This window comes from Psychrobacillus sp. NPDC096623 (assembly GCF_044762655.1).
In the GTDB taxonomy this organism is placed as follows: domain Bacteria; phylum Bacillota; class Bacilli; order Bacillales_A; family Planococcaceae; genus Psychrobacillus.
On sequence record NZ_JBIWER010000005.1, the window covers coordinates 280,212 to 291,492 of the forward strand.

The following is an 11,281-nucleotide window of genomic DNA, read 5'->3' on the forward strand; positions in this document are numbered from 1 at the left end:
AATAATGGTACTTAATATTTGGTTCAATAGATGGTTTTCCACTGTGTCACATTATATGGAGTTGATCCGGCACAACCCAGATCAACAGGAGTTTGTTATTTATGGAACGCATCCTAATCCAGACACGGTGTATTTTAAGTATTGTGATGTGTCTGGTACAGAGCCAGATATTGAGGGAGAAGAATATATACAGTTTTGTTTAGACTACTGTATACAAAATCAAATTCATATATTTGTTCCTAGAAAAGAAAATGTGCTTATTTCCCGCCACTTAGACAAGTTCGAACAAATAGGTGTAAAAGTGCTCGTATGTCCAGATGGTGATTTAATGGGTATGGTAGATGATAAATCAGCAATGTATCGATCTTTACAGAACGAAGAAAACGAAGGTAATTTCATCGTAACCATTCCTTCCTACCGAATTGTAAACAATGCGAGAGACTTCCAACAGGCTTTTGCCGAATTAAGTAAGGATAATACCAAATTATGTATTAAACCGGTAATTGGAGAAGGAGCAAGTGGATTCCGTATTATAGATAATACTGCAGATACTATTCCTTTTATTTTCAGTACGGCTTCATCTCAAAAGATTTCCTACGAAACTGCAGTGAAGATTTTACAAACGCAGGAGCATTTCCCAGACTTAATGGTTTTAGAATATCTAGATGGCTATGAGTATAGCATTGATTGTTTAGCCGCTGCAGATGGAACATTACTTACTGCAATACCGAGGAAAAAAGGAAATGGACGTATTAGAGAGATTGAATACAATGAAGAACTAATAGAAATCGCGGTAAAAATGGCTGCACAATATAAAATTCCTTATGTGTTTAATATCCAAGTTAAGTATAAAGATGGCGTCCCTAAGCTACTAGAAATTAACCCACGCATGAGTGGTGGTTTACATATTAGCTGCCTCGCAGATATTAACTTCCCTTATTATGCTATTAAGTTACTACTAGGTCATCCATTGGAAGCTCTTTATCCTAAGTTTGGTATTAAAGTAACTCATATAGAACAGGCCGTAATTTTGTCTTCAGAAGAGTCTGCAGTTTTAGTATAGGTTGACAATATTAAAGATTGAACTGATAGGTATAATTAGAATAATAGTGTTGAGGTGGACGTGATTATGGGTATGTTAGTCCTGTTCAGGGAGTATACCGGGGCGGTAGTCATAAACTAGAACAAAAAGTATCCGGAAGTTTAACAGAACAATAAGAAAAGCACCCTACAAAAGTGGGGTGCTTTATAAACTTATAAACAAAAATTAAGAACTTATACCCTTAGGATCATATGTACCTCAAGATGATGAATTGTGATTTTAGCGAATAAAGACCTCATGTTCACCTTCACTGTCCAGCACAATTAGAGTCAGGGATTTGTCAGGCTGCGCTATTGCGAGCGGTACTTGTGCATAGATATGAATCTTTTGTTCCTCTAAAGGATCTATGCTCGCTCCTTGAAACTTGGATCCGTCAAGTGACTCTGTATCTGCTAGGAAATCGAATTCATGTTTGTTATCATAAATCGCTTTAAATTTTACACCAGCTAGTTGATGACCATATTGGAATGCTTCCATCGTATCATTGCTAATAGTCCCTGTTAAATGCAGAAAAATTTCTTTATCGGAAATAATATTACGTGGACTAGCGCCTGTAGATGTCGCCACTTCTTTCGTAAATTCCGCGTAATCAATTGTCATAACTACGTCGCCATCTTCGTATTCAAATACGATATTTTCTTTTAGTATATTTTCTCCATGTGCAAGATTGTTAGCAACTTCATCCTTACTGTCTTCTTTCGTTTCTTCAGTAGCTTTCGTCTCGTTATCTGGCTGTTCAGCATTTGCTGTTTCCGTTTGTGTAACTTCGGTCACTTCTTTTTCTACTGTTGCAACATCTGAATCTTCACCACAAGCTGCTAACATTAGTGATATTGAAGCTGCAACAAATAACATAACTTTTTTCATACACTCATCTCCGAATCAAGTTTGTTTTCTTTTATTATAATCAGTCAAATTCTGACATAGCAAGCTGTTATGGGTGATTTTGGTAAAAATGGTACTTTAGAAACTTTCAAAATTAAGACTTTCAAACTAGTGAGTAAGTATTTCATACTAGTTGAACATTAGGCTTACAGTATAATGCGATGAACTTGTTGTTTTAAAATTTGGATATTATTTTCTTGCACACTTGGGGAAATACTTACCATATAAAAAATCAACCATTTGAAAAATAATGGTTGATTTTTTTATTGTATCTACTATTTCATTAGTACGCACGACCGAACCATACAGTATGTTTCGAATCGTTACCACAGTTAATACATGTTGTTTTTTCAGCTGGTGGGTTGAATGGAATATTACGTGTCGTAAATTTTGTTTCATTTTTCACATTCTCTTCGCAAGCGTCATCCCCACACCAACCTGCAAGAATCCATCCTGGAATTTCTCCTTTTTCCGTTGAATCCGTAAGATGTTGCTTTAACTGCTCAAGAGAATCCACATTTGTATGGGAATTTTCATCACGGAAAGCTCGAGCTTTTTCAAGTAAGCGTGTTTGCATTGTAGTTAATTCTTCTTCAATACGTTCCACTAAAACAGCAATTTCCACTGATTCTTTTTCTGTCAGGTCACGTGCTTTGATTAGTGCTTGATTGTTTTCTAAATCACGTGGTCCTAATTCAATACGGACTGGTACACCTTTAAGCTCCCATTCATTGAATTTATAACCAGGAGATTGATCGGAATCATCAAGACGAACACGAATACCTTTTGCTTTTAATGCTGCATAAAGCTCATCTAATTTCTCCATAATTGCTGGGTTCTTCTTCCAAGGTCCTACTGGAATTAGCACTACCTGAGTTGGTGCAACCCGTGGTGGCAATACAAGGCCTTGCTCGTCACCATGTACCATAATAACCGAACCGATTAATCGAGTAGATGTTCCCCAAGATGTTGTATGCACATGCTGATGTTTGTTTTCTTTATTTAAATATTTTATATCAAATGCTTCTGCAAACTTTGTTCCAAGGTAATGAGAGGTTCCCGCTTGAACAGCTTTCCCATCTTTCATCATAGCTTCGATTGAATACGTGTCTACAGCCCCTGCAAAACGTTCTGAAGGTGTTTTTTGACCATCGTATACAGGGATGGCTAAAAGTTCCTCTACAACCTCTTTATAGATGTTCAGCATCTGCATTGTTTCTTGACGTGCTTCCTCTTCATCTACATGAGCTGTATGCCCTTCTTGCCATAAAAATTCAGAAGTACGGATAAATGGAAGAGTTTTCTTTTCCCAACGGAACACGTTTGCCCATTGGTTGATAAGCACTGGCAGATCACGATAACTCTTAATCCAATCTGAATACAAATGACCAATCATCGTTTCTGATGTTGGACGTAACGCTAAACGCTCTTCTAATTTTTCACCAGCTGCTTCCGTTACCCATGGAAGTTCTGGAGCGAATCCTTCAATATGATCCTTTTCTTTTTGGAAAAAAGATTCAGGAATTAGCATTGGGAAATAAGCATTACGATGACCTGTTTCTTTAAAACGTCTGTTCATTTCATCTTGAATATGTTCCCAAATTTCAAAGCCATCTGGTTTAAAAGCAATACACCCACGAACTGGTGTGTAATCCATTAAATCTGCTTTCTGAATTGTGTCGATATACCATTTAGTAAAATCATTTTGCTGCTGATTTGTCATAATAAAATCCTCCTATTAAATTAATCAATCAATTACGCCTCGGCGTGATTGCGTCCGGATTTTGAATTGTGCTTGCACGATTAACTCCTTTCAAAATCAGTGACATCCACCGGAGGCTTTAATTCAATTTAGTAGGGTCACCCCACCTGCTGAATTGAATTAAAAAAGCACAAAGCCATCCTCGTAAAAGGACGTCTCTGTGCTGAATAGACGTGGTACCACCTTAGTTTAGCTTAAAATAATTTTAAGCCCTCTAAACGTTTGTTAACGAAAACGAATCGGTTATGTTTGCATAACATCTCCGTGATAGGTTTCAACAAGAAGTGGTGATATAGCTCTCAGCGTACACTATATTTTCTGTTTCACAATTCTCATCTACTTGGTCACTTCGCAGATTGTATTACTAATAATATACCAAATATCCTACTTTAATACAATGTGGATTAAGGCATGCCTATCATTCTCTATTTTATATGTTGGAGTGCGACAGTCATACTTGCCATTTGCGGACTAGAATTGCTATTCATTGTTCTATACTTACTCATTAGAAATAGGTATTCACCCATATGGTTACTTTCGAGTATCTTATATTTAAAATGCTATTTCATGGAGGAATCAGTGTGGGTTACTTTGTAAACGTAGAGCAAGGAGTAAATTTATTTGTAGAGGATATCAACTCTAATGCAAGTAAGACAATTGTATTTTTACATGGTTGGCCATTAAGCCATGAACAATTCGAATATCAGTTTGATGTTCTACCCTCAATGGGATACCGCTGTATTGGTATTGACTGGAGAGGATTTGGAAAGTCAGATAGACCAATGCATGGCTATAACTTTGATAGACTAGCGGATGATATTCATGCCGTAGTTAGAGCACTGCAGCTAGACTATTTCACACTAGTTGGCCACTCGACTGGTGGAGCCATCGCTATTCGCTATGCTGCTCGTCATAACGCTTACGGAGTATCAAAGCTAATCCTAGTAGATGCCGCAGCTCCCACTGGATTTACACAAGAAACTGCCAACAGACTGCTAACAGAAACATTAAATGACCGCCCCAAAATGATGCAAGGTGTAACAGATACTTTTTTCTTTCAATATATTTCAACCCCATTCTCCAACTGGTTTACAGGGCTCGGGCTACAGACAGCAGGATGGTCGACCGCAGCCATCATTAAAACGCTGAGGGATGAAAAGCTTGATGCAGATCTTCCCAAAATAACAGTACCTACATTAATCGTACATGGTGTACATGATAAGGTTATCCCATATGAACAAGCTCAAATACTTAACAAGGAGATAAAAAATTCGCATCTCGTTCCATTTCATTACAGCGGCCATGGGCTTTTCTGGGAGGAACGAGAAAAGTTTAACGAGCTTGTAAAGCAGTTTGTCGGATAATAAGAATGAGAACTAATAATTGAGTCACCTGTAAGACTTCCCTGCTACTCTGTGAACCTTTTTTAGTTTTTAAAACGGTAGTAAATATTATAAGTTTATTCTATACTAATAATTGATAAAATTTTCAGTTATTAAGTGTGGAAGGCGGAGAAATATGAAATTAGGTGCATTTTCAGTAAGTTTGAACGTGAAAGATATAAATGCTTCAAGAGAATTTTATGAAAAGCTAGGATTTAAAACATTTGGCGGTGAAGTTGCTCAAAATTGGGTAATTATGAAAAACGAAGATACAATCATTGGCTTGTTCCAAGGAATGTTCGAGAAGAATATTCTAACCTTTAACCCAGGTTGGAATAGCAATGCCGAAAATCTGGAGTCTTTTATTGATGTCCGCGAACTTCAAAAACAGCTCAAACAAAAAGGAATAAAACTGCAAACCGAAGCTGATGAAACTACAGAAGGACCTTCACATTTTACACTCGAAGATCCAGATGGCAATCAGATTCTAATAGATCAGCATAGATAAGTAAACTGAAAAAGATTTCTATGTTAAAGCAGGTTCAACGAAGAACCTGCTTTTCTTTTGCTAATTTTTATACGTTAGCATCTGGAAATTTATCTGCCACTAGATTCAAAACAACATTATGCTCGAGCCATGCCTTTAAGCCGCAAAGAACAATCGTATATCCACCTGTTGAGTCTACTACTTGATTTACGATTTCAGAGGAATTGCCCTTAAACCCGTAATTTTTGATCTCGACGAATGTACCTTCTGATTCCCTTGGTGTAAAAAGCCATTCAGCAGTTGTATCATCATCAAATTGGATAAGAATTCGTTTGTCTTGTTCAACTTCCTTCACCTCAAGCTCTGCTGATACACCGTACATTTCCCAATCCCAACGAATACGTTTTCCCTTTTCTAATCTTCCATTACTTTTAGTAAACCAAAATTTTGTTGTAATAGTCGGATCAACAAAAGCTTGAAACACCTCGGCAACTGGTTTTCTTATAAGCATACCAACATTTACAATTGATACTATATCTAAATTAGTCATTATTTTCTCCTTCATTTAAAGTAATGGCAGCTTGAATAAGTGAGCGAAAGACCTCTGCTTGAATTTCCTCTAACTTTGTAATCTTAATATGTCTCATACTTTTTCCAGACCCCTGTAATAAATTATTTATGTCTGTACCTACAAGTTCTTTTCCTTTTTGAAAGCCTAAATTAACATGTTTTTTAGCAGTTTGTAGATAACATACTAACCCTTTATACGAATAGTTAGGCATTGACCATTTATATTCCTCCACTAGATCAGGTGAAGTATCTAATATAATTTCTCTTAAAGCATTCGAAATGCTTTGGATATCCTCTGGCAAACCCAATATAAACTGATCTACTTCTATAATTGTTCTTAGGTTATCAACCACTATGTACCTCCTTCATGATAGCATTGAAAAAGCGCCTGAGATCTGAGTAATCTCAAACGCCGATAATTGACATTAAGGTTTCTACTTTGCGTTCTCATCCGGCTGATGTATGCCAAAAACGTTACCTTCCGTATCAACATAATATCCTTGCCACGCCATTCCAGGTAGTGCATACTTTGGCAAAGCTACTTTCCCACCATGCTCAATAATTTTAGCTTCCGTAGAATCATAATCTTCTATGCCCAATGTACAAGAGAAGCCATTCATCGGCTGGTTTTGTTCAGGTGGAGGAGTTTGACGCTTCATTAAAGCTCCATTAATACCAAGTTGACTTGCATCACCAGTAATAGCGCCAAAATAAGGCATTCCAGCATACTCAGTCCAGTCCTCGAATTTCCATCCGAAAATCTCCCCATAAAACTTCTTTGCACGCTCCATGTTATCCACATGAATTTCAAAATGTACTAATCTCCCCATAATTCCCCTCCAATTTAACTTTACAAATCTCTTTTACTTTCTCTAATATTGTAATTAAGTTTGAAAATTAAATCAATTTTAAAATAAAAAACTTATTTAAGATTGATGCTATATTCATTTCTCTAAGAATGCTATCATGTATCTAAAACCTACAAGACCTTGCATCCACTAATTTGCAGCATTTCTAGAGTATATCATACTGCCATGTCGTTATTACTTGATAAAGATAATGCTTAAGTATTGTCCTACCACCTATTCTCTCAACGAGGGTTGACATAAACTTTTCTATAACTTAAACTTCTCTAAAAAGTTAAAACTCTAGTTATGAAAGGATGAGTAAGCTGAGCATTGAACAACAGTCAAGTTCCCTCTCTCTTAAAGAGAAATCTATATCTTTTCTTCAGAATGTAGCATTTGGAAATGTTCGAGAAGCATTCCAGAAATACATTGGTCCTGACTTTCTTCATCATAACCCATTTTTCGCAGGTGACTCCAAATCACTAATGATAGCGATGGAACAAAATGCTACTGAAAACGCTACTAAAAAACTTGAAGTAAAACTTGCGATCCAAGAAAAAGATATAGTTACTGTATACTCACACATAAAGCAAAGGTCAGAAGATCCCGGAGCAGCTGTAGTACATATCTTTCGTTTCAAAGATAACCAAATCGTTGAAATGTGGGATGTAGGTCAACCGATACCCAAAGATTCTCCAAATGAGAATGGGATGTTTTAATAAAAATTGAAATACAAAAACACTCACAAATGTTAACTTAACAACTTTGTGAGTGTTTCTTTTAATTATTTGTTTGTTCTAATGATACCTGTGGACGATAACAGCGAATACTGAATTTAAAACTCTTTTAACATAGTTTTGTCATCTCTGTAAATAGTAATATATAATGAACGTTGAAACGTTATTAAAGGAGTATGAATTCATGCAAACATTAGAAAAACTTTCAGATCGTCTCTTCTACCTGCCCCCATATCAAAAAACAGATCGACCAATATTAGCTGCTGTTGTAGGGGATAATCAGACACTATTAATTGATGCTGGGAATTCTTCTATGCACGCTAAACATTTTAAAGAGCAATTAGCTTCCTATGATGTCACTGGGGATATTCTGGCTCTTACACATTGGCACTGGGATCATGTATTTGGCTTAGGTGAAATGGATATGCCTTCAATTGCCAATTTCACTACCTACGACAAAGTAAAAGAACTACAAGAGTTATCATGGGGAGACATGGAATTGGATAGCCGTGTCGAAGCAGGAATTGAAATTCCGTTTTGTGCAGACGCGATAAAGCTAGAGCTTGGAAATGTGCGAGAGATTTTCATCCCAGATCCCACTATCATTTTTAAAAAGCGAATAAAACTGAATATAGGTGGGGTCACCTGTATCATTGAACATGTTGGTGGAGATCATTCGTCTGATTCGAATCTCATTTATATACCCGAGGAAAAAATGCTATTTCTTGGTGACTGTCTCTATGCAAATATGTACGCAGATAAGTGGCATTATACCATTGAAAAGATGCATAACCTTCTGGAGAAGATTAAAGATTATGAAGCGGAAATCTTCTTCCTATCTCATCATCCAGCACCTTTGACAAAGGATGAATTTGCTTCCTTTGTTTCTTTATTGGAGACAAGTGCTGAATTAACGAATAAACATAAAGGGGAAATGGAGGCAATTGCAGAAGAGATGTCCTCTCATTTTGGACGTAACTTGATTGAAGACGATTTAGAAATAATCAGGTACTTTGTAAATGGTTATGCGTAACATATATCGTTTTCGTTGTTTTAAACATTACAAATTTTCCGGACAAGAAAGCTTACTTTTTCAAGCAGTATAAAAAGTGTAACCCGCTTTAAAATCTACCGTCCCAATTCGAATACTAATAAAATACAAAAAGCTCACAAACACTTTTAAATAAAGGTTTGTGAGCTTTTACTATGTATTAGACGAAATGTATCTTCGTCTACTGATACCGGTGGTCGGGGTCGAACCGACACATCCGAAGATACGGGATTTTGAGTCCCGCGCGTCTGCCAATTCCGCCACACCGGCAAGCTAAAATAAAAGGCAGTAATATAAAAATTGGAGGCGGCAACCGGATTTGAACCGGTGATAAAGGTGTTGCAGACCTGTGCCTTACCACTTGGCTATGCCGCCGAAAAGTAATTGGAGCGGAAGACGAGGTTCGAACTCGCGACCCCCACCTTGGCAAGGTGGTGTTCTACCACTGAACTACTTCCGCAAAAAAACTGGGGTACCTGGATTCGAACCAGGGCATGATGGAATCAAAATCCATTGCCTTACCGCTTGGCTATACCCCAATGGGGCGACTGATGGGAATTGAACCCACGAATGCCGGAATCACAATCCGGTGCGTTAACCACTTCGCCACAATCGCCATAGTTAAATAAAAAAAGAGCTAACTCAAAAGGAATATGGGGCGACTGATGGGAATTGAACCCACGAATGCCGGAATCACAATCCGGTGCGTTAACCACTTCGCCACAACCGCCATTATTCAAAGTTAACTTAAAATTTGGCAGGGGCAGTAGGAATCGAACCCACATCAAAGGTTTTGGAGACCTCTATTCTACCGTTAAACTATGCCCCTATATAAAAACTGGTGGTGGGGGACGGATTCGAACCGCCGAACCCGAAGGAGCGGATTTACAGTCCGCCGCGTTTAGCCACTTCGCTACCCCACCACTATAGTGGTGCCGGAAAAAGGACTTGAACCCTCAACCTACTGATTACAAGTCAGTTGCTCTACCAATTGAGCTATTCCGGCGTATAAATATGGTGGCTCAGGACGGAATCGAACCGCCGACACAAGGATTTTCAGTCCTTTGCTCTACCGACTGAGCTACTGAGCCTCTTCGATTTATGCTAAGCTGCGCATCTCTTCGTCAGCTACACTCGCTCTTTCAGTCACGTACTTTAGTACGCTCCTTCTTTCGCTCGATTGCTTCCTCGACCTGCTTGCTTATCCTAAATCTCAAATAAAAATAATAAATGGCGGTCCCGACCGGGATCGAACCGGCGATCTCCTGCGTGACAGGCAGGCATGTTAACCGCTACACCACGGGACCATTTGGTTGCGGGGACAGGATTTGAACCTGCGACCTTCGGGTTATGAGCCCGACGAGCTACCACTGCTCCACCCCGCGACGTTAAAAACTTGCAAACACCATGATACTACGCTCATGATATGTAGGACACCTGCTTCGGCTTTGCCTGCATCGGTGTTAATCGCTTTCTTCGTGAAGCGATTTGCTCCACCCGCGACGTTAAAAAAATTACTAACACTATAATACTTACTAATGTTTCTAAAAGAAATGGTGGAGGATGACGGGCTCGAACCGCCGACCCTCTGCTTGTAAGGCAGATGCTCTCCCAGCTGAGCTAATCCTCCTGGGTAAAATTACGATAAGCTTCGCATCACTGCGTCAACTTCATTCGTTCAATCGGTCACGTACTCAAGTACGCTCCCTCATTCTCTCAATTGTTTCCTTGACCTGCTTGCTTATCCTAATTTTACTTAAGATCAGCTTCGCATCTCTGCGTCAATTTCATTGAAATAAATGGTGACCCCTACGGGATTCGAACCCGTGTTACCGCCGTGAAAGGGCGGTGTCTTAACCGCTTGACCAAGGGGCCATACTTTTATGTAGAAAACTTATCTGGCGGAGAGCAAGGGATTTGAACCCTTGAGACAGTTTAACCCGCCTACACGATTTCCAATCGTGCTCCTTCGGCCACTCGGACAGCTCTCCAAAAATGGCTCCGAAGGTAGGACTCGAACCTACGACCAATCGATTAACAGTCGATTGCTCTACCACTGAGCTACTTCGGAATAATACAGCCTAGCGACGTCCTACTCTCACAGGGGGAGACCCCCAACTACCATCGGCGCTGAAGAGCTTAACTTCCGTGTTCGGTAAGGGAACGGGTGTGACCTCTTCGCCATCATCACTAGACATTATTAATTTAAAAGACAATATTTATTATACCAAAACTAGATATTATTACAAGCTTTTTTATAATTTATTTGTACTTTCAAAACTGGATAAACGACATTGTTACGTTAAACAAATTTGGTTAAGTCCTCGATCGATTAGTATTCGTCAGCTGCACATGTCGCCATGCTTCCACCCCGAACCTATCTACCTCATCGTCTTTGAGGGATCTTACTTACTTGCGTAATGGGAAATCTCATCTTGAGGGGGGCTTCGTGCTTAG

Annotated in this window: 10 protein-coding genes, 16 tRNA genes, 2 rRNA genes and 1 other annotated feature; of the genes, 5 read left to right on the forward strand and 23 right to left on the reverse strand. The window is 38.7% G+C overall.

Annotated features, from left to right (window positions below):
- The first annotated feature begins 4 nt into the window (after positions 1-4).
- Positions 5-1,063 (forward strand): ATP-grasp domain-containing protein, encoded by a 1,059-nt coding sequence (locus ACIQX2_RS15050; protein ID WP_402852110.1) that lies wholly within the window; start codon positions 5-7, stop codon positions 1,061-1,063.
- A 258-nt stretch (positions 1,064-1,321) separates the two neighbouring features.
- On the opposite strand, the gene ACIQX2_RS15055 is transcribed toward ACIQX2_RS15050, so the two are convergent.
- Both ACIQX2_RS15055 and proS read right to left on the reverse strand, forming a co-directional pair.
- Positions 1,322-1,969 (reverse strand): hypothetical protein, encoded by a 648-nt coding sequence (locus ACIQX2_RS15055; protein ID WP_402852113.1) that lies wholly within the window; start codon positions 1,967-1,969, stop codon positions 1,322-1,324.
- 301 nt (positions 1,970-2,270) lie between these two features.
- Positions 2,271-3,710: a proline--tRNA ligase gene (gene proS, locus ACIQX2_RS15060; RefSeq protein ID WP_402852116.1), complete on the reverse strand. Its 1,440-nt coding sequence runs from the start codon at positions 3,708-3,710 to the stop codon at positions 2,271-2,273.
- 184 nt (positions 3,711-3,894) lie between these two features.
- Positions 3,895-4,111: a binding site (T-box leader), on the reverse strand.
- A 219-nt stretch (positions 4,112-4,330) separates the two neighbouring features.
- Here proS and ACIQX2_RS15065 point away from each other — a divergent pair.
- Together ACIQX2_RS15065 and ACIQX2_RS15070 are read left to right on the forward strand one after the other, a co-directional pair.
- Positions 4,331-5,113 carry an alpha/beta fold hydrolase gene (locus ACIQX2_RS15065; RefSeq protein ID WP_402852119.1) on the forward strand — a complete coding sequence of 261 codons (783 nt, stop codon included), beginning with the start codon at positions 4,331-4,333 and terminating at the stop codon, positions 5,111-5,113.
- Between the two features lie 154 nt (positions 5,114-5,267).
- Positions 5,268-5,639, forward strand: coding sequence for a VOC family protein (locus ACIQX2_RS15070; protein WP_402852121.1), 372 nt, complete (start codon positions 5,268-5,270; stop codon positions 5,637-5,639).
- 67 nt (positions 5,640-5,706) lie between these two features.
- Here ACIQX2_RS15070 and ACIQX2_RS15075 read toward each other — a convergent pair whose 3' ends face one another.
- The 3 genes from ACIQX2_RS15075 to ACIQX2_RS15085 all read right to left on the reverse strand — a co-directional run bounded on the left by ACIQX2_RS15075 (position 5,707) and on the right by ACIQX2_RS15085 (position 7,018).
- Positions 5,707-6,168, reverse strand: coding sequence for an SRPBCC family protein (locus tag ACIQX2_RS15075; RefSeq protein WP_402852124.1), 462 nt, complete (start codon positions 6,166-6,168; stop codon positions 5,707-5,709).
- A complete protein-coding gene (locus ACIQX2_RS15080; RefSeq protein WP_402852126.1) occupies positions 6,161-6,541 on the reverse strand; it encodes a DUF1801 domain-containing protein in 381 nt (126 codons plus the stop codon). The genes ACIQX2_RS15075 and ACIQX2_RS15080 overlap by 8 nt, the downstream gene beginning before the upstream one ends.
- 81 nt (positions 6,542-6,622) lie before the next feature.
- Positions 6,623-7,018, reverse strand: coding sequence for a VOC family protein (locus tag ACIQX2_RS15085; RefSeq protein WP_402852128.1), 396 nt, complete (start codon positions 7,016-7,018; stop codon positions 6,623-6,625).
- A 332-nt stretch (positions 7,019-7,350) separates the two neighbouring features.
- Between ACIQX2_RS15085 and ACIQX2_RS15090 the strand changes: the two genes are divergently transcribed.
- Positions 7,351-7,755 carry a nuclear transport factor 2 family protein gene (locus ACIQX2_RS15090; protein ID WP_402852131.1) on the forward strand — a complete coding sequence of 135 codons (405 nt, stop codon included), beginning with the start codon at positions 7,351-7,353 and terminating at the stop codon, positions 7,753-7,755.
- Between the two features lie 202 nt (positions 7,756-7,957).
- Positions 7,958-8,806, forward strand: a complete 849-nt coding sequence (locus ACIQX2_RS15095; RefSeq protein ID WP_402852134.1) for an MBL fold metallo-hydrolase — start codon at positions 7,958-7,960, stop codon at positions 8,804-8,806.
- A gap of 206 nt (positions 8,807-9,012) precedes the next feature.
- On the opposite strand, the gene ACIQX2_RS15100 is transcribed toward ACIQX2_RS15095, so the two are convergent.
- The 18 genes from ACIQX2_RS15100 to ACIQX2_RS15185 all read right to left on the reverse strand — a co-directional run.
- Positions 9,013-9,094: transfer RNA gene (locus tag ACIQX2_RS15100), tRNA-Leu, on the reverse strand.
- A 31-nt stretch (positions 9,095-9,125) separates the two neighbouring features.
- Positions 9,126-9,199 (reverse strand) — tRNA-Cys (locus ACIQX2_RS15105).
- A gap of 10 nt (positions 9,200-9,209) precedes the next feature.
- Positions 9,210-9,284 (reverse strand) — tRNA-Gly (locus ACIQX2_RS15110).
- A gap of 7 nt (positions 9,285-9,291) precedes the next feature.
- A tRNA-Gln gene (locus ACIQX2_RS15115) sits at positions 9,292-9,363 on the reverse strand.
- Position 9,364: 1 nt separating this feature from the next.
- Positions 9,365-9,440, reverse strand: a tRNA-His gene (locus tag ACIQX2_RS15120).
- Between the two features lie 38 nt (positions 9,441-9,478).
- A tRNA-His gene (locus ACIQX2_RS15125) sits at positions 9,479-9,554 on the reverse strand.
- Between the two features lie 25 nt (positions 9,555-9,579).
- Positions 9,580-9,653, reverse strand: a tRNA-Trp gene (locus ACIQX2_RS15130).
- Between the two features lie 10 nt (positions 9,654-9,663).
- Positions 9,664-9,747: transfer RNA gene (locus tag ACIQX2_RS15135), tRNA-Tyr, on the reverse strand.
- A 7-nt stretch (positions 9,748-9,754) separates the two neighbouring features.
- Positions 9,755-9,830: transfer RNA gene (locus ACIQX2_RS15140), tRNA-Thr, on the reverse strand.
- A 9-nt stretch (positions 9,831-9,839) separates the two neighbouring features.
- A tRNA-Phe gene (locus tag ACIQX2_RS15145) sits at positions 9,840-9,915 on the reverse strand.
- 140 nt (positions 9,916-10,055) lie between these two features.
- Positions 10,056-10,131 (reverse strand) — tRNA-Asp (locus ACIQX2_RS15150).
- A 3-nt stretch (positions 10,132-10,134) separates the two neighbouring features.
- Positions 10,135-10,209, reverse strand: a tRNA-Met gene (locus tag ACIQX2_RS15155).
- A gap of 169 nt (positions 10,210-10,378) precedes the next feature.
- Positions 10,379-10,454 (reverse strand) — tRNA-Val (locus ACIQX2_RS15160).
- Positions 10,455-10,624: 170 nt separating this feature from the next.
- A tRNA-Glu gene (locus ACIQX2_RS15165) sits at positions 10,625-10,699 on the reverse strand.
- 24 nt (positions 10,700-10,723) lie between these two features.
- Positions 10,724-10,815: transfer RNA gene (locus tag ACIQX2_RS15170), tRNA-Ser, on the reverse strand.
- Between the two features lie 5 nt (positions 10,816-10,820).
- A tRNA-Asn gene (locus tag ACIQX2_RS15175) sits at positions 10,821-10,895 on the reverse strand.
- Positions 10,896-10,903: 8 nt separating this feature from the next.
- Positions 10,904-11,019 (reverse strand): 5S ribosomal RNA (rrf, locus tag ACIQX2_RS15180).
- 117 nt (positions 11,020-11,136) lie between these two features.
- Positions 11,137-11,281: ribosomal RNA gene (locus ACIQX2_RS15185) — 23S ribosomal RNA — on the reverse strand; the annotation flags it as partial.

What these genes read in the sequence shown, in the direction of transcription:
- ACIQX2_RS15050 (WP_402852110.1), top strand. Translation starts at nt 5, where the DNA reads ATGGTACTTAATATTTGGTTCAATAGATGGTTTTCCACTGTGTCACAT.
- ACIQX2_RS15055 (WP_402852113.1), bottom strand. Translation starts at nt 1,969, where the DNA reads ATGAAAAAAGTTATGTTATTTGTTGCAGCTTCAATATCACTAATGTTA.
- proS (WP_402852116.1), bottom strand. Translation starts at nt 3,710, where the DNA reads ATGACAAATCAGCAGCAAAATGATTTTACTAAATGGTATATCGACACA.
- ACIQX2_RS15070 (WP_402852121.1), top strand. Translation starts at nt 5,268, where the DNA reads ATGAAATTAGGTGCATTTTCAGTAAGTTTGAACGTGAAAGATATAAAT.
- ACIQX2_RS15075 (WP_402852124.1), bottom strand. Translation starts at nt 6,168, where the DNA reads ATGACTAATTTAGATATAGTATCAATTGTAAATGTTGGTATGCTTATA.
- ACIQX2_RS15085 (WP_402852128.1), bottom strand. Translation starts at nt 7,018, where the DNA reads ATGGGGAGATTAGTACATTTTGAAATTCATGTGGATAACATGGAGCGT.
- ACIQX2_RS15090 (WP_402852131.1), top strand. Translation starts at nt 7,351, where the DNA reads ATGAGTAAGCTGAGCATTGAACAACAGTCAAGTTCCCTCTCTCTTAAA.
- ACIQX2_RS15095 (WP_402852134.1), top strand. Translation starts at nt 7,958, where the DNA reads ATGCAAACATTAGAAAAACTTTCAGATCGTCTCTTCTACCTGCCCCCA.